Annotated in this window: 18 protein-coding genes and 1 tRNA gene; 6 read left to right on the forward strand and 13 right to left on the reverse strand. The window is 64.8% G+C overall.

The window, feature by feature from the left end; translation table 11 throughout:
- Positions 1-9: 9 nt before the first annotated feature.
- From nrdI to NY08_RS07530, 4 genes are all read right to left on the reverse strand, one after another.
- Positions 10-471, reverse strand: a complete 462-nt coding sequence (gene nrdI, locus NY08_RS07515; RefSeq protein ID WP_032397722.1) for a class Ib ribonucleoside-diphosphate reductase assembly flavoprotein NrdI — start codon at positions 469-471, stop codon at positions 10-12.
- Between the two features lie 24 nt (positions 472-495).
- Positions 496-729, reverse strand: a complete 234-nt coding sequence (locus NY08_RS07520) for a redoxin NrdH (RefSeq protein WP_032398330.1) — start codon at positions 727-729, stop codon at positions 496-498.
- 411 nt (positions 730-1,140) lie between these two features.
- Complete coding sequence (gene ykgO / locus NY08_RS07525) at positions 1,141-1,263, reverse strand: type B 50S ribosomal protein L36 (RefSeq protein ID WP_037189801.1); 123 nt, start codon at positions 1,261-1,263, stop codon at positions 1,141-1,143.
- Positions 1,264-1,306: 43 nt separating this feature from the next.
- Complete coding sequence (locus NY08_RS07530; protein WP_045195685.1) at positions 1,307-1,873, reverse strand: NAD(P)H-dependent oxidoreductase; 567 nt, start codon at positions 1,871-1,873, stop codon at positions 1,307-1,309.
- Between the two features lie 104 nt (positions 1,874-1,977).
- Here NY08_RS07530 and NY08_RS07535 point away from each other — a divergent pair, with 104 nt between their 5' ends.
- A complete protein-coding gene (locus NY08_RS07535; protein ID WP_032397719.1) occupies positions 1,978-2,577 on the forward strand; it encodes a TetR/AcrR family transcriptional regulator in 600 nt (199 codons plus the stop codon).
- Positions 2,578-2,586: 9 nt separating this feature from the next.
- On the opposite strand, the gene NY08_RS07540 is transcribed toward NY08_RS07535, so the two are convergent.
- A complete protein-coding gene (locus NY08_RS07540; RefSeq protein WP_032397718.1) occupies positions 2,587-3,369 on the reverse strand; it encodes a fructosamine kinase family protein in 783 nt (260 codons plus the stop codon).
- 61 nt (positions 3,370-3,430) lie between these two features.
- Between NY08_RS07540 and nadE the strand changes: the two genes are divergently transcribed.
- The gene (gene nadE, locus NY08_RS07545; protein ID WP_032397717.1) at positions 3,431-4,276 is read left to right on the forward strand and encodes an ammonia-dependent NAD(+) synthetase; all 846 of its coding nucleotides are present in this window, start codon (positions 3,431-3,433) and stop codon (positions 4,274-4,276) included.
- A gap of 47 nt (positions 4,277-4,323) precedes the next feature.
- Here the strand turns inward: nadE and NY08_RS07550 are convergent, their stop codons facing one another.
- Together NY08_RS07550 and moaA are read right to left on the reverse strand one after the other, a co-directional pair.
- A complete protein-coding gene (locus NY08_RS07550; protein ID WP_045195687.1) occupies positions 4,324-4,578 on the reverse strand; it encodes a MoaD/ThiS family protein in 255 nt (84 codons plus the stop codon).
- Positions 4,571-5,629 carry a GTP 3',8-cyclase MoaA gene (gene moaA / locus NY08_RS07555; protein ID WP_045199932.1) on the reverse strand — a complete coding sequence of 353 codons (1,059 nt, stop codon included), beginning with the start codon at positions 5,627-5,629 and terminating at the stop codon, positions 4,571-4,573. Before moaA ends, NY08_RS07550 begins: the two co-directional genes overlap by 8 nt.
- A gap of 177 nt (positions 5,630-5,806) precedes the next feature.
- Here moaA and NY08_RS07560 point away from each other — a divergent pair, with 177 nt between their 5' ends.
- Genes NY08_RS07560 through NY08_RS07570 form a run of 3 tightly spaced genes read left to right on the forward strand, consistent with a single transcriptional unit; the run spans position 5,807 to position 8,401 of the window.
- Positions 5,807-6,997: a molybdopterin molybdotransferase MoeA gene (locus NY08_RS07560; protein ID WP_045195689.1), complete on the forward strand. Its 1,191-nt coding sequence runs from the start codon at positions 5,807-5,809 to the stop codon at positions 6,995-6,997.
- A complete protein-coding gene (moaCB, locus tag NY08_RS07565) occupies positions 6,994-7,995 on the forward strand; it encodes a bifunctional molybdenum cofactor biosynthesis protein MoaC/MoaB (protein ID WP_082073998.1) in 1,002 nt (333 codons plus the stop codon). Before NY08_RS07560 ends, moaCB begins: the two co-directional genes overlap by 4 nt.
- Entirely contained in the window at positions 7,988-8,401 is a 414-nt protein-coding gene (locus NY08_RS07570) for a molybdenum cofactor biosynthesis protein MoaE (RefSeq protein WP_032397713.1), read from the forward strand. The genes moaCB and NY08_RS07570 overlap by 8 nt, the downstream gene beginning before the upstream one ends.
- A 4-nt stretch (positions 8,402-8,405) precedes the next feature.
- On the opposite strand, the gene NY08_RS07575 is transcribed toward NY08_RS07570, so the two are convergent.
- Both NY08_RS07575 and NY08_RS07580 read right to left on the reverse strand, forming a co-directional pair.
- A complete protein-coding gene (locus NY08_RS07575; RefSeq protein ID WP_032397712.1) occupies positions 8,406-9,446 on the reverse strand; it encodes a CobW family GTP-binding protein in 1,041 nt (346 codons plus the stop codon).
- A gap of 11 nt (positions 9,447-9,457) precedes the next feature.
- Complete coding sequence (locus tag NY08_RS07580; protein ID WP_045199936.1) at positions 9,458-10,561, reverse strand: N-acetylmuramoyl-L-alanine amidase; 1,104 nt, start codon at positions 10,559-10,561, stop codon at positions 9,458-9,460.
- A gap of 537 nt (positions 10,562-11,098) precedes the next feature.
- On the opposite strand from NY08_RS07580, the gene NY08_RS07590 reads away from it, so the two are divergent.
- Complete coding sequence (locus NY08_RS07590) at positions 11,099-11,443, forward strand: histone-like nucleoid-structuring protein Lsr2 (protein WP_032398327.1); 345 nt, start codon at positions 11,099-11,101, stop codon at positions 11,441-11,443.
- Between the two features lie 130 nt (positions 11,444-11,573).
- On the opposite strand, the gene NY08_RS07595 is transcribed toward NY08_RS07590, so the two are convergent.
- The 4 genes from NY08_RS07595 to pgm all read right to left on the reverse strand — a co-directional run bounded on the left by NY08_RS07595 (position 11,574) and on the right by pgm (position 15,421).
- Positions 11,574-11,646, reverse strand: a tRNA-Ala gene (locus NY08_RS07595).
- A 127-nt stretch (positions 11,647-11,773) separates the two neighbouring features.
- Complete coding sequence (locus NY08_RS07600) at positions 11,774-12,463, reverse strand: DsbA family protein (RefSeq protein WP_082073999.1); 690 nt, start codon at positions 12,461-12,463, stop codon at positions 11,774-11,776.
- A gap of 67 nt (positions 12,464-12,530) precedes the next feature.
- Positions 12,531-13,784, reverse strand: a complete 1,254-nt coding sequence (locus NY08_RS07605) for an MFS transporter (protein WP_371828391.1) — start codon at positions 13,782-13,784, stop codon at positions 12,531-12,533.
- A complete protein-coding gene (gene pgm, locus NY08_RS07610; RefSeq protein ID WP_045195695.1) occupies positions 13,781-15,421 on the reverse strand; it encodes a phosphoglucomutase (alpha-D-glucose-1,6-bisphosphate-dependent) in 1,641 nt (546 codons plus the stop codon). Before pgm ends, NY08_RS07605 begins: the two co-directional genes overlap by 4 nt.
- Positions 15,422-15,429 lie beyond the last annotated feature (8 nt).

The following is a 15,429-nucleotide window of genomic DNA, read 5'->3' on the forward strand; positions in this document are numbered from 1 at the left end:
TGTGGTGCTCTAGTGCGTGTGGGCGGCGCGTCGGACTTCACGTTCCCAGAAGTCCTCCAGCCCCTCGCGGACCCGCACTACGTCCTCGGGGGTGCCCATCAATTCGAATCGGTACAGATACGGAACTGCGCACTTCTGCGAAATGACATCTCCCGCAAAGCAGAACGAGTCACCGAAGTTCGTGTTTCCGGCAGCGATGACAGCTCGGATCAACGAACGGTTGTGCTCGTCGTTGAGAAACTTGATCACTCGCTTGGGGACGTAGTTGGTGTCACGGCCGGCGTACGTGGTCCCTCCCCCGTACGTCGGCACGATGAGTACGTAGGGAGAGTCGACACGAAAGGTGCCGTTCGGATCACGCAGAGGGATTCGTGTCGCGGGAATGTCCAGCTTCGAGACGAAGCGATGGGTGTTCTCGGACGCGCTGGAGAAGTAGACCAGTGAGTGGGAGGACTGCGGTTGCGAACTCACCGCTCACTCACTCTCTCGTACTGTTCAAGCAGCGTTCGCTGCGAGGGTCTTGATGCGATCCGGACGGAAGCCGGACCAGTGATCGTCGCCCGCGACGACAACCGGAGCCTGCAGGTAACCGAGTGCCATGACGTAGTCACGTGCTTCGGGATCCTGCGAGATGTCGATCACGGAGTACTCGATACCGGCTTTGTCGAGGGCGCGGTAGGTGGCATTGCACTGAACGCAGGCGGGCTTGGTGTAAACGGTGATGCTCATGGTGTCCCTCTTTCCGTTGTCGCCATCGGGTGCACCGACGCGACCGATGTGCTCTGCGTGTGGCACCGAGAACATCTCCCGCTCAGGGCGACTTCGACCTGCTCGAACCCGTTTGTGCACGTTCTTCGAGTTGTGGCCTCTCGGTCGGTCAAACACTACACCTAGTGTCCGACATCTGCCTAGAACACGAGATGTTGCGAACAACATCCGTGGTATTCGCTGGTCACGGCGTTGTCGAGCCACGAGAATCGACCCATATCGGCGTGTCGCACGTCACACCCCCAACGTGTTGTCCATCACAACGAAAGTCGGCCCGAACCATGACATGTGCCGACGACCGCCGACACTCCCGGACACGACGAAGGACCCCCGGATGTCTCCGAGGGTCCTTCGCGGTCGATCACGCGATCGTCAACGCTGGCGCGCTTTGAACCGCGGCTCTTTCTTGTTGATCACGAACACCGTGCCACGGCGCCGAACGACCTGTGCGCCGGGCTTGTTCTTGAGCGATTTCAACGAGTTTCTCACCTTCATGCAACCAGTCTACATGAAAACGATTATCGAAACCGTGACAGGGTCACGCACTCACGAGATCGTCGGCGGCCTTCACCAGTTCGGCGACGACGTGCCCGATCTCGCCGGAGACCTCGACGTTCTCGCGCGGGTGGGCCGAGCCGAACTTGTCGATGGTTCCACCGATGGAGAGCTGGACGTCCTCGAGGACGGTTCCGCCTGCGATGCGCACGGCCTTGCTGGTGTCCTCGTGCGCCCACTTGGCTCCGTTGCCGCTGGGCGACGCGCTGATCACGACGACCGGCTTGCCCACCATGGCACCCGCACCGTACGGGCGCGAGAGCCAGTCGATGGCATTCTTCAGCACGGCCGGGATGGTGCCGTTGTATTCGGGCGTGACCAACAACAACGCCGTAGCCTTCTCGGCAGCGGCCCGCAGAGCGAGAGCGGCTGCAGGTGCCGATCCCTCGACATCGATGTCCTCGTTGTAGAAGGGGACATCTCCGAGACCGTCGTACACCACTACCTCTGCACCGGCGGGAGCCACTGTGACAGCAGTCTCGGCGATTCGCTTGTTCACCGACTCGGCGCGCAGGCTTCCGACGAGAACGAGTACATGAGCGTCTGACATGAGGTTATTCCTTCGCAAGTTCGGTTGACGTGATCGTCGGATCAATTCCTACCATGCAAACGGACCGTGGTCCATTTATGTTCCCGGCAAGGTAGGCTTCCACTGTGACCGGCCCGATGCTGCCCATAGCGGGCGAGGAATCCGAACGGTGCGACGCAGCGCGCAACCGTCGCCTGCTCCTCGACGCCGCAACCGATCTGGTGGCGACCGTCGGAGCCGATGCCATCACCATGGACGCCGTGGCGAGCAAGGCCGGAGTGGGCAAGGGCACAGTGTTCCGTCGCTTCGGGAACCGGGCCGGGCTGATGCGCGCGCTGCTCGACCACACCGAGAAGAAACTGCAGCACTCGTTCATGTTCGGCGAACCCCCGCTGGGTCCGGGTGCCGACCCCATCGATCGTCTCGTCGCCTTCGGCCGAGCTCGACTCGAATTCGTCAACGTCCAGGGGGAAGTGCTGCGCGCTGCGGAGAGCGCCGACGACGCGCGGTACTCCGCCCCGGCGCACATGGTCAACTTCACCCACGTCCTATCGCTGCTCCGCGCAGCCGAGGTGGACGGGGATCTCGAATTGCTCGCGTACTGGCTGCTCACTCCGCTCGAAGCCACGCTGGTACTCCACCAGTACCGAGATCTGGGGATGCCGATGGATCGCCTGGCCGACGGCTGGGAAGATCTGGTACGCCGAGCAACTCGCACTCGGTAGATCCTTCGCTCACAGCCCGACGACCGCCGCAGCCGCCGCGTGCAGCGCCGTGCCGTAGGAACGGCCGTGACCGGCAGCATGAACCGCGAGTGGATGCAGCTGATGCACAGCCGTGCGCTCGCGCCACCCGGATCGCAGCGGCCGTACCGTCTCGTAGCCGCCGACGACGGCGTCGAGGTGGGCGCAACCGAACAGCGCCAACATCGCCAGATCGGTCTCGCGGTGCCCACCGTGCGCCGCCGGGTCGATGAGCACCACTCCCGCGTCGGTCCAGAACACGTTGCCGTTCCAGAGATCACCGTGAATACGGCTCGGCGGCTCTGCATCGTCGAAATCGCCGTCCGCGATACGTCGGCACGCCGACTCGACGATCGCCGCCTCCCCGGGCGTCACAGTGCCCGCGTCCTGCGCGATCGAAAGAAACGGCAACACTCGTTCTGCGGCGTAGAACGCTCCCCATGAGGTGTGCACTGTGCTGGTCATGGGCCGAGCACCGATGAACAGCTGACCCGAGAAGGCGACGCCGTCGGCATCCACCGGTGGCGCACCGAACCCGGCGGCTCCGGCGGAATGCATCGCGGCCAGAGCGCGGCCGAATCGTTCGGCTGCGCCCGGCGTGGGGCGGGCCGCAATCAGCCGTTCGAGTTCGATGTACGTCCGGCCGTGCCCGAGGACTCCGACGACAGGGGCCGCCGCGTCGCCGAGCCACCGAAGCCCGGCGGCCTCGGCCGCGAAGAAATCGGGATGCGCGTGCGGGTTTCGCTTGACGAAGGTGTCGGAGGATCCACTCACGTCCGTCGACACTACGCACGGCGCGAAGCACCACACCGGCACCCGTCATTAGGATGACGTGATGGGACACATCAACTCGGAATTGCGCTCGGGGATCATGCGCGAGCTGGCCGTGCAGTCGACCATCGACCCGATCACGGAGGTCCGCAGGCGCGTGGACTTCCTGAAGGACTACCTGACGTCGACCCCGGCCTCGGGCTTCGTACTCGGCATCAGTGGCGGTCAGGACAGCACGCTCACCGGCAAGCTCGCCCAACAAGCAGCGACGGAGCTCCGAGCCGACGGACACGAGGCCGAGTTCGTCGCCGTTCGACTCCCCTACGGCGTGCAGGCCGACGAGGACGACGCATCGATCGCGCTGAAATTCATCGATCCCGACCGCACGGTGACGGTGAACATCAAGGCCGCTGCCGACGCCGCAGCGGCCGCGACGGCGGAGGCACTCGGTGGTACCGAAATTCGAGATTTCGTCCGCGGCAACATCAAGGCGCGCCAGCGCATGGTCGCGCAGTACGCCCTTGCCGGCGAACTCGGTTACGTCGTCGTCGGCACCGACCACGCCGCCGAGGCGATCACCGGGTTCTTCACCAAATTCGGTGACGGCGGGGTCGATCTGACTCCGCTCACCGGGTTGAGCAAACGTCAGGGTGCAGCGCTGCTACGCGAATTGGGAGCCCCAGAGAGCACCTGGCGCAAGATTCCCACCGCCGATCTCGAAGACGATCGACCCGCGCTACCCGACGAGGAAGCGCTGGGCGTGACGTACGAACAGATCGACGACTACCTCGAGGGCAAGGACGTCACCGAGGAGATCGCCGACAAGCTGGAGACGATGTTCCTCGCCACTCGGCACAAGCGCACGGTGCCCGTGACGCCGTTCGACGATTGGTGGAAAAGGAGCAGCTGAATCCTGCGCCGCCACCTGTCGGTGGCGGCGCAGCGAACCGCGTGCGCTCAGCCGCCTGCGAAGGGTGGCAGTACGTCGACCCTGCCGCCGATCACGCGCCCGAGATCGCGGGTGAGATCGTCTCCGACCAGGTAAGCCGACACCCTGAGTATCGGCTCCATCGGCGCGCCGTGCCGGGATAGGATCAGCTCCCGCAGATCTGCGAGAGTGGCTCCGAGCGGCACGGTCAGGTACTCGGACTCGCAGTGCGACGCGTCGACCGCTGCAGCGAAGTACCGCACCTCCACCTGGGTCTCACCCACCGATGGCTCCCATGCTGCGGGTGGGAGGTACGAAGCCGTCGGCGTCGATGCCGTGACCCGCCCACTTGTTCCACATCGCCCCACGCCACACGGCTGCCAGTTCGTCGTCGGTGGCACCGCCGCGCAGAGCTGCCCGCAGATCGGTTTCGTCGTCGCTGAACAGACAGGACCGAATCGTTCCCTCTGCAGTCACTCTGGTGCGGTCGCAATCACCGCAGAACGAGCGGGTCACCGACGCGATGATGCCGACGGTGGCGTCGGTACCGTCGACACTCCATTCCTCGGCCGGGGCGGAGGGATCGACGCGCCCCACCTCACGCAGGTCGAACTCGGTGGACAGTTCGTCGAGCAGGGTCTGAGCATCGATCATGTTCGCGCGGGCCCACTCGTGGTCGGCGTCGAGCGGCATCTGCTCGATGAAGCGCAGAGCAACGCCTTCGTCGAGGCACCAGCGCAGCAGATCGACGGCACCCGACAGGGTGTCGCGCATCAGAACGGCGTTGACCTTGACCGGCCCGATCCCGGCACGCTGCGCTGCCCTGATTCCGGCGAGCACCGACGGCAGCCGATCTCGTCGGGTCAAGCGCGCGAAATCCTCGCGGTCGACCGAATCCAAAGAGACGTTCACTCGGGTCAACCCGGCGTCCGCCAACGACTGTGCCCGATGTTCGAGACCGACGGCGTTGGTGGTCATCGACAGCGGCACACCGTCCGCGACGTCGGCGCACAGCCGCAGAATCTCGTCGAGATCGCGGCGCATCAACGGCTCGCCTCCGGTGAAGCGCACGTCCCGAATACCGAGCAGGCGTACCGACACCGAGACCACTCGGGCAATCTCGGCGGGTGTCAGCAGCGCCGCAGCCGGGATCGCCGGAAGGCCTTCCTCTGGCATGCAGTAGGTGCAGCGCAACGAGCACTTCTCGGTGATCGAGACGCGCAGGTCGCGGGCCACTCGGCCGAAACGATCGATCAGATGCGGCACGTCCGGCCGGTCGGACACGGAGTTCGCACTGCCTGCAGCCGAACCCGTGGTGGTACCGAACCCGGGAATGCCCAGCGAGGTGACACTGTCCACCGTCACCTCGTACCTCGTCTCCGTCGAAAATCACGTCTGTCGTAGATGTGTCTACCCATTATGCCGCAGCCCACACCGAGTCGACGGACCGGCGTGCTTAGGATTGGCACCCATGACGGTTGAGCACACGCACGCGATCACTGGATCCGCACGGTGACCGCTGTATCGGTCCAGGAACACGCCGCCGCGGTCGACACTCTGCTCGCGGCGCTGACCACGAGAACAGCTCAGCGAATTGCTCTCGACAACGCGCTGGGACGCGTCTCGTTCGAGGACGTACGGTCCCCGGTCGATCTGCCCCTGTTCCGCAACTCGCAGATGGACGGCTACGCCGTGGATTCGCGATCCGTGTCCACCACCCCAGTGACGCTTCCGGTCTCGACGATCATCGCCGCAGGCCCGACGGAATCGGCAGTTCTCGCCTCGGGCAGTGCCGCCAAGATCATGACCGGTGCCCCCATTCCGGACGGAGCGGACGCCATCGTCCCCGTCGAAGACACCTCCGTGACGGCGGAAGGTTCGGTGACGATCCACAAGAGCCGCGCAGCAGGTGAATTCGTACGCGAACAGGGAAGCGACGTGCGGGTCGGAACAGTCCTCGTCGAGTCGGGCCGAGTGCTCGAACCCCGCCACATCTCCGTTCTCGCTGCCGTCGGCTTCGGTGAGCTCGACGTCCGCTCACGTCCTCGTGTGGCCGTCGTGACCACCGGTGCCGAGCTGGTCGACGCCGGCTCGACGCTGACGCCCGGTCAGATCTACGACTCGAACGGGATCACCCTCGCCGCACACCTACGCGCCAGCGGTGCCGAGGTGGTCTCCGTCGCGCGCAGCTCCGACGAGCCGACCCGCTTCCGCGAGATCCTCGACGCGGCAGCGGAATCGGCGGAGCTGATCATCACGTCCGGCGGAGTGTCGATGGGCGACTTCGAAGTGGTCAAGGACGTGCTCCAGCCGCTCGGCGGCAATTTCGGATCGGTTCGCATGCAGCCGGGCGGACCGCAGGGCATGACGCTGTTCGACGGTGTTCCCGTGCTCAGCTTTCCCGGCAATCCCGTCAGTACCGTCGTCTCGTACATCATGTTCGCGCGCAACATCGTTCGGCGAGCGGCCGGCCTGCCTCCGGTGCTCTCGACCACTGCGGCCCTGCACGAATCGATCGTGTCACCGCCCGGTAGACGACAGTTGCTCCGTGGCCGAATGCGCGAGGACGGTCGGGTGGAGCTCGTCGCCGGCCCCGGCTCGCACCTGGTCGCCGCACTGGCATGGGCCGATGTGTTGATCGACATCGATTCCGAGACAACCGAACTCGCTGCAGGATCCGACGTGGAGGTGTGGCCGCTGTGACCACCGATGCCCAGCTGTCTCATCTCGACGATCAGGGCCGCGCCCGCATGGTCGATGTGGCGCACAAGAAGGAAACCTCGCGCACGGCCGTCGCCGCCGGTGAGTTCGTCACCACTGCCGAGGTCATCGCCCTCGTACGCGCGGACGACATGCCCAAAGCCGACGTCCTCGCCACCGCCCGCATCGCCGGCATCTCGGCAGCGAAGCGGACATCGGACCTGATTCCGCTGTGTCATCAGCTCGCCCTCTCCTCGGTGAAGATCTCGTTCGGGTTCACCGAGTCGTCCATCACGGTCGAGGCCACCGCCCGCACCACCGGACGCACCGGGGTGGAGATGGAAGCACTGACCGCGGTCGCCGTCGCGGGCCTGACCCTGCACGACATGGTCAAGGCCGTCGATCCCGGTGCCACCATGAACGGCGTCCGGTTGCTCACGAAAGACGGCGGCAAACACGGGCATTGGCAACGGGACGGTGCAGAGGGCGCAGACGAGACTGCGGGTGATCCCGTGTTCGAGTCCGCACGGTCCGCAGTGGTTCTGGTGGCCTCCACCGGCGGCGCGCGCGGAACTCGACCGGACACCACCGGCCCCGCCATCGCCACCTGGTTGACCGATCGAGGCTTCGCCGTGCGAGGCCCACTGGTCTACGCCGATGCCGACATCGCGGCCGGACTGCACGACGCCCTGCGCGGCGAACCGTCGTTGATCGTCAGCACGGGCGGAACCGGGGTGTCCCCCACCGACGCGACCCCGGAGGCGACGGCCGCACTCCTGGACATCGACATGCCGGGGATCGCGGATGCGATCCGCACCCGCGGAACATCCGCGACGCCTCATGCGGTGCTCAGCCGCGGTGTCTCGGGTCTGATCGGACGCACGCTCGTCGTCAACCTGCCGGGCTCACCGGGCGGTGTGAAGGACGGACTCTCCGTCCTCGACCCGCTCCTCGACCATGTACTGGCACAGATCGCCGGAGGAGGCCCCCACGATGAGTGAACTCGTCGCACGAATTTCCAGTGAACCGTTGAGTACCGCCGAAGTCGAAGCAGCGGTACAGGATTCGCGGCACGGAGCGGTCGTGCTGTTCAGCGGAATCGTTCGTGACCACGACGGCGGACATGCCGTGGAGACCCTGGAGTACCGCGCACACCCCGACGCGGAACGCTTCCTGAGCCGATGCTGCTCGGAGGTATCGGCAGAGACCGGATTGGCGGTCGCCGCAGTGCACCGCGTAGGCGATCTCCGGGTCGGCGACCTCGCACTCGTCGCTGCCGTCGGCTCGGCTCATCGCGCCGAGGCATTCGAAGCCTGCGCGCGACTCGTCGAGCGCATCAAGGCCGAGGTCCCGATCTGGAAGCGTCAGGGATTCGAGGGCGGACGCACCGAGTGGGTCGGGCTCTAGCGAGCTAACCGGTCTCGAGGTAGCGATGGACCGGAAGCATGGCAGAGGCGTCGTCGGGGTCGTCCGGTCCTCGCACACACGCGCGCAACCGCTGCTCGACGGCCGAGGCATCGAGATCGCTACCGATCAGCACCAGTGAGGTCTGCACGGGCTCACCCCTCGACCACGACGCGGCCTCGAATCGAATGTGTCGACCCACCGTGTGCACGACGAACTTCTGGGTGTGGCCGGCGATGCCGAAGTGTACGAATCCCTTGATGCGGTAGAGGTTTCCGGAAGGATTCTCCAGGAACTCGATCAGTCGCCGGGGTTCGACGGGATCCGTACTGACGAACTCGGTGTGCGAGTACTGCGCGTGCAGGTGACGATCGTGGTCGTGATCGTGGTTCTCCCGAAGTAGTTCGTCGAACGACAGCTGCACCGCCATTGCCGAATCCACCGACCGATCCTCGCGCCGATCGAACAGCAGCAGCGGGTCGACGCGACCGAAGGCAACGGGTACGACGGGCACATCTGCGACGACGGCCTGCACCGTCGAGCGCACCGCGGAGCGTTCGGACTCGGTCACCGCATCGGACTTGTTCAGCACCACCAGATCGGCCAGTTGCAGGTGCTGGTCGATCTCGGGATGCCGCGCACGCGTCTGCGGGAACTCGACCGCGTCGACGACCCCGACGAGCCCGCCGTAGACGATGAATTCGTTCTCGCTACCGCGGACCATCCTGATGAGGTTTCTGGGTTCGGCCAGACCGCTGGCCTCGACAACGATCACGTCGATGGCGGACCGGCGGTGTGCGAGGACATCGAACATCGCGTCCATATCGCTGATGTCGACGGCGCAACAGATACAGCCGTTGCCGAGGGAAACCATCGAATCGACCTGGCCGGCCACGAGCATCGAATCGATGTTGATCGCCCCGAAGTCGTTGACCACAACACCTATTCGGATGCCGGAATCGTTGCGCAGCAGGTGGTTCAGGAGGGTGGTCTTACCTGCGCCGAGAAAGCCGGCCACTATCACCACCGGAATTCGTCGACGCGCCACGGCGTCCGAGACTACCGGTCGGCGAGAATCTGCTTCAGCAGGCCTTGCGCGAACGTGGACACACTGCTCACGTTGCCCGGGGTCGCCAGTCCTTCCAGGCCGTCGACGCCGAACGAGTCGACGTACGGGGACACACTCTCGAGCAACCGGGACAACGCGCTGCGTCCCTCGGCCGTGGGGCCAACGCCGCCGGGTGCCGTTGCGGCGGTGCCGGTCGTCGCAGTCGGGTCAGGGGTAGCGGGCGTCGTGGTGGCGGTAGCCGCCGGCGTGGTGGCGGCAGACGCCGGCGTGGTAGCGGCAGTTGCTGACGGGGACGGGGTTTCGGCCCCGAGAAGGTAGTCGATGATTCCCGTCGAGATGGCGATCGCATGCTTCAGCTGACCGTCCGAGCTCTCGAGAAGAGCTGCGTCGTCGGGGTTCGATCCGTTGCCCATCTCGACGAACACGAGGGGCACCGTGGTCAGTGCGGGCCCGGCGACATCGGATCGCTCCTGTATCCCGTTCTCGACTCCCGCATAGTTGGCAGGCTCGAATCCGGCCCGCACATAGGAGTCCCGCATCAGCGTCGATGCCGAGCGTCCGCCCTCGGACTGGGCAGCGTCGGCAGCCGCGTTCGGAATCGGCAGCGTGGGCACGATCAGATGGAAACCGTGCTTGTCGGCATCGGTCGTCGTACTCGTGGAGTCCGCGTGGATACTCACGGCCACGTCGGCCCCGGACTCGCCGGCCGCCCGCGCCCTGTCGTCGACGCATCCGCCCCATCCGGTGTCGTCTGCTCGACTCGTCTTCACCGTCGCACCCAGACTCTCCAGGCTCGATCGAACGAGTTCGCTCACTTTCCAGTTGATGGTGTGCTCGGGCACGCCGTCCAGGGTGGTCATGCCGGTGGTCTGACAATCCTTGGTGCCGCCGCGCCCGTCGTTCACCTGCCGCTGCAGATTCTCCGAATGTGCGGTGCCCTGGTGGCCCGGATCGAGGAACACCGTCTTTCCGGACAGTTCCGTACTCGCGGCAGGTGCCGCGTCTGCCGGCGTCGCACTGGCCGGTACGGACGCGAGTACCCCGGCACCGAGAATTCCGGCGCACATCAGCGCCGTCAGTGCCGACCTGGTCATCGGTGCAGATTTCATATGGTCTGGCGCAACGGTGGTACTCGCTGCGCAACTCCCCTTTCGGCCCCTCGGACACCGCTGATCCGAACGGGTCACCGCATCACGGGACTCCACACGTCACAACAGACACTTGCGCATCAAGTGAAGCAGATATCGCGATCGACGAGTATCGAGCGATCTTTCGTTAGTAAAACGATTGCGTTTCGTGACCGATTCGTAGCCCGAGGCCACGGATCCAGAGTGGTACCGGCAGATCGTCGCTCGATCGCACTCGAACCGACCCAATGGATGGCACTACCAATTCGAACCGGACGGTTCGTCTTTCTCTCGGATAACGACGAACACCGATCGCCGAGAGAATGCCACGGACAATCACCTCGTCGGTTTCGGAGAAGATGCGAGCCGATATCTGTGGGAATTCTGCGAAACGCGTAACAATCCCACGACCCGCATGGATGAACACAATGTTCAGCCGTATAGTCGCATCAGTTCGATCTGGACATCCCCGCATCATCCCCTGCATCATTGGAGAGCTTCAGCATGGCCAGAAAAGTCTATGTGCAACTTGTCGATGACATCGACGAAAAACCGATCGAATCCGGTGGCGAACACATAACCTATTCGGTCAACGGAGTCAGCTACGAAATCGACCTGAGCGACAAGAACGCGAAGGAATTTCACCGCAAACTCGACTATTACATCGAGCACTCCACCAAGGTCGGTGGAAAGCGAACGAAGAAGTCGAGCGCCCCCGCAACCGGTGCCAAGCGCGACGCCAATCAGACCAAGGCCATCAGAGAATGGGCCAAGGCGAACGGCCACAACATCTCGGCCCGCGGCAGAATCCCCGCCGAGGTCGAGCAAGCATTCGACGCCGCTCACTGAGCTGACGACAGCCGAGTCGGCATCCCGGCACGACGCCCGGATGCCGACTCGGCGGTCGGTGTCACCGAAACACGAAAAGCGTCGCCCTAGGGCGACGCTTTTCTGATTCTCGGTGGAGCTTGTCTCTCGGTGGAGCTAAGGGGACTCGAACCCCTGACCCCCACACTGCCAGTGTGGTGCGCTACCAGCTGCGCCATAGCCCCGAGTTACTGCGTGCTCCCGCTCATGCGGTTGCTCGAACGAAGTTACACCATCGGTCGCAGCAGCAACAAATCACCTGGTGCAGCCGGTACCGAATCCTCGACGACCGGCCGCACGAACGCCCCGAGATCAGTTGATCGACGCCAGCCATTCCGAGTCACCGAGCGCATCGACAACCTGACCGTCGACGAGGACTCCTGGTGTTCCGCGGGCACCCGACGCCGCCAGCGCATCCCGTCCTGTGTTCGCATCCGCCACTGCCGTCTCGCGCTGCGCACCGTCGGAGATGCAGTCCGTCGCCAGATCGCTCGCTCCTGCGGATCGAGCGAGTTCTGCGAGTTCGGCATCGGTCCGGTCGGAGTCGCTGCCTTCTTCGGGGCGAAATTCCGGGTCGAACAGCCCGGCATGAAATGCGGAGTAGACCCGCGCGTTCTCCGTCGCTGCCACGCAGTGCGACGCCGCAACGGCACGCGTCGAATAGTCACCGGACGCCGATTGTGGATCCAGGAAATTGACCAGGTGGTAATTCACCGAGACGACGCCGTCGTCGATTTTCTGAGCCAACTCCTGGCCGTGTTTCACTTCGAGGTCGCCGCAGAACGGGCACATCGGATCCTCGAAGACATCGATGACTCGCTGCGCTTCCGGACGCGACAGCTGAACCACCCCGTCACCCGGCAACGACAATTCGACCGCCGGATTCTTGACCGTTCCGTAGCCGTCGTTGCGTGGAGCGTCGCTTCCGCTCTGCCACATGATCGCCACCCCGATGACGACCACAACTACGACGAATGCGATGCCGCCCAATACGTAGGTCATCGTGTTCGAGGTTGCCTCGGGTGTGTGTTTCGTACTGGATGTCTTCTTCTGGCTCACACAGCGAATACTACGGTTGCGTCGGTCGGGTGCGCTCGCGCCCGAGCGTGTCCGGAACTCGCGACCACCACAGTCCTGCCAGGAGAAGCAGCGCGCCCGTCACGGCGAATGCCGGACCGAACGAGACCTGTTCGACGATCATTCCAGCGACGATCGGACCGATGACCGCGCCGACATCGGATGCCATCTGGAACGCGGCCAGCACGGGCCCACCGCGCGCCTTCGAGCCGATCACGTCCGCAACCGAGGCCTGCTGGGCGGGGCTCATCAGACCCGATCCGATTCCGGCGATCAGCGACACCACGAGAAACAGCACGGGATCGTGGACGTACCCCATCACGACGGTTCCCAGCCCGCACACCGCCAGCCCACCCACCATGAACGGCTTGCGTCCGCGCACGTCGGACAGGCGGCCTGCACTGGTGAGCACCAGGGCATTTCCCACTGCGAACACGGTCAGCGCGATACCGACGAACACCTCGGATCGCTGCATCGCCTCGACGACGAACAACGGCACCAAGGCCACTCGAACACCGAACACTGCCCACCCGTTGGCGAAATTCGACGCCAACGCAGCCCGATACGACGGGATCCGCAGCGCGGCGAGCAACGACATCGTGGGTGGTGCCGAGCCTTTCTCCGGCTTGACGAGGTCGGAGTTGCCCAGGGTGAAGTACACGACGGCCGCCGCGATCACGAGCGCTACGGCATAGATCACGAACGGCACCCGCAGCCCGAATCCGACGAGAGCGCCGCCGACGAGCGGACCGCCGATGGTTCCCAGCAGGAACGCGGTCGCATAGAGGCCGGAGATGCGGCCCCGACTGGTCGCAGGGCTGATCCTGATCAGCAATCCCAGTGCCGACACCGAGAACATCGTCGAGCCGATGCCGCCGAGTCCTCGAAACACCAACAGCTGCCAGTACGTCTGAGCCAGCGCGCAGGCACCGGTGGACACCGCAACGATGAGTAGTCCGATCAGGTACACGGGCCGCTCGCCGAGCCGCTGCACCAGAGCACCACTGGCGGGCGCGAACAGCAACCGCATGAGAGCGAACGCACTGATGACCGCCGACGCCGCCGTGTATCCGACGCCGAATTCCCGGGCGAACTGCGGCAGAGCGGGCGCGACGATACCGAATCCGAGCGCGATGACGAACGCCGCCGATACCAGTACCCAGATCTCCGGTGGGAGCTTGCCTCCGGGTCTGAATGCGGGCTCGGGAGCCGAACTGTCGTGGTCGGATGGAGGTGAGTCGGTCACGAGCTCTCGAGTGCGGAGGACACCAGCTCACGTGCGGCGGCTTGAACCCGGGCCAGATGGTCCTCGCCCTGGAACGACTCCGCGTAGATCTTGTACACGTCCTCGGTTCCGGACGGGCGCGCAGCGAACCAGGCGCTCTCCGTCGTCACTTTCAGGCCACCGAGGGCCGCTCCGTTGCCGGGAGCCTCGGTCAGCGTTGCCGTGATCGGTTCGCCCGCCAGCTCGGTGGCGGTGATCTGATCGGGCGACAGCTCGGCGAGAACGGCCTTCTGCTCGCGGGTGGCAGGTGCATCGACGCGGGCATACGTCGGATCGCCGAACTTCGCGGTGAACTCGGCGTAGCGCTGCGACGGCGTGGATCCGGTGACAGCGGTGATCTCGGATGCCAGCAAAGCCAGCACGATTCCGTCCTTGTCGGTGGTCCAGACGCGGCCGTTGTGTCGGAGGAACGACGCTCCGGCGCTCTCCTCACCGCCGAATCCGAGCTCGCCTGCGAGCAGACCGGGGACGAACCATTTGAAACCGACCGGCACCTCGAGCAGACGACGGCCGAGACCCGAGACGACCCGGTCGATCATCGACGAGCTCACCAACGTCTTGCCCACTGCCGCCGTGGGCGACCAATCGGGTCGGTGGGTGAACAGGTATTCGATGGCGACGGCGAGAAAGTGATTGGGGTTGAGCAGGCCACCGTCGGGAGTGACGATGCCGTGTCGATCGGAGTCGGCATCGTTGCCCGTCGAGATGTCGAACCGATCGCGGGCAGCGATGAGCGAGGCCATCGCGTTCGGCGACGAGCAGTCCATCCTGATCTTGCCGTCGGTATCGAGAGTCATGAAGCGGAATGTGCCGTCCACCAACGGGTTCACCACGGTCAGGTCGAGATTGTGCCGCTCGGCGATGGCATCCCAGTAATCGACACTCGCTCCACCCAACGGATCTGCTCCGATGCGCACTCCGGCCGCGCGGATCGCGTCGAGATCGAGCACGTTCGGTAGGTCGTCCACGTAGGTGCCGAGGAAGTCGTAGCGAGAGACGCTCCCCGCGAACGCCTGGGCCAGGGTCACCCGCTTGATGCCCGAAATGCCATCGCGCAGAAGCTCGTTGGCGCGAGCGGCAATGACCGATGTGGCATCGCTGTCGGCCGGACCACCGTGCGGAGGGTTGTACTTGAATCCGCCGTCCCGCGGCGGATTGTGCGAGGGAGTCACCACGATGCCGTCGGCCTTCGCCGACGGGCCGGACTCGTTGTGGCGAAGAATTGCGTGGCTGATGGCGGGGGTGGGCGTGTACCGATCGCCCGAATCGACCAGTACGTCGACACCGTTGGCAGCCAACACTTCCAACGCCGTCGTCCAGGCGGGTTCGGACAGAGCGTGAGTGTCCCGACCGATGAACAGCGGGCCGGTGATGCCCTGTGCGGACCGGTACTCCACGATCGCCTGCGTCGTCGCCACGATGTGCGCCTCGTTGAACGCCGAGTCCAGACTGGACCCTCGATGTCCGGAGGTGCCGAACACCACCTGCTGACTCGGTTCCGACACATCGGGAACCCGCGAGTAGTACGCGGTCACGAGCTGCGAAAGATCCACCAGATCCTCCGGCAGTGCAGTGGTTCCAGCTCTCTCGTGCGCCACGATGCGCC

Origin of the sequence: Rhodococcus sp. B7740 (genome assembly GCF_000954115.1) — a bacterium.
Classification (GTDB): Bacteria; Actinomycetota; Actinomycetes; order Mycobacteriales; family Mycobacteriaceae; genus Rhodococcoides.

Bases quoted from the DNA above. Each gene is read 5' to 3' on its own strand.
- NY08_RS07590 (WP_032398327.1), top strand. From the start codon at position 11,099: ATGGCCAGAAAAGTCTATGTGCAACTTGTCGATGACATCGACGAAAAA.
- nadE (WP_032397717.1), top strand. From the start codon at position 3,431: ATGGGACACATCAACTCGGAATTGCGCTCGGGGATCATGCGCGAGCTG.
- NY08_RS07580 (WP_045199936.1), bottom strand. From the start codon at position 10,561: ATGACCAGGTCGGCACTGACGGCGCTGATGTGCGCCGGAATTCTCGGT.
- NY08_RS07570 (WP_032397713.1), top strand. From the start codon at position 7,988: ATGAGTGAACTCGTCGCACGAATTTCCAGTGAACCGTTGAGTACCGCC.
- NY08_RS07600 (WP_082073999.1), bottom strand. From the start codon at position 12,463: ATGACCTACGTATTGGGCGGCATCGCATTCGTCGTAGTTGTGGTCGTC.
- NY08_RS07520 (WP_032398330.1), bottom strand. From the start codon at position 729: ATGAGCATCACCGTTTACACCAAGCCCGCCTGCGTTCAGTGCAATGCC.
- ykgO (WP_037189801.1), bottom strand. From the start codon at position 1,263: ATGAAGGTGAGAAACTCGTTGAAATCGCTCAAGAACAAGCCCGGCGCA.
- NY08_RS07530 (WP_045195685.1), bottom strand. From the start codon at position 1,873: ATGTCAGACGCTCATGTACTCGTTCTCGTCGGAAGCCTGCGCGCCGAG.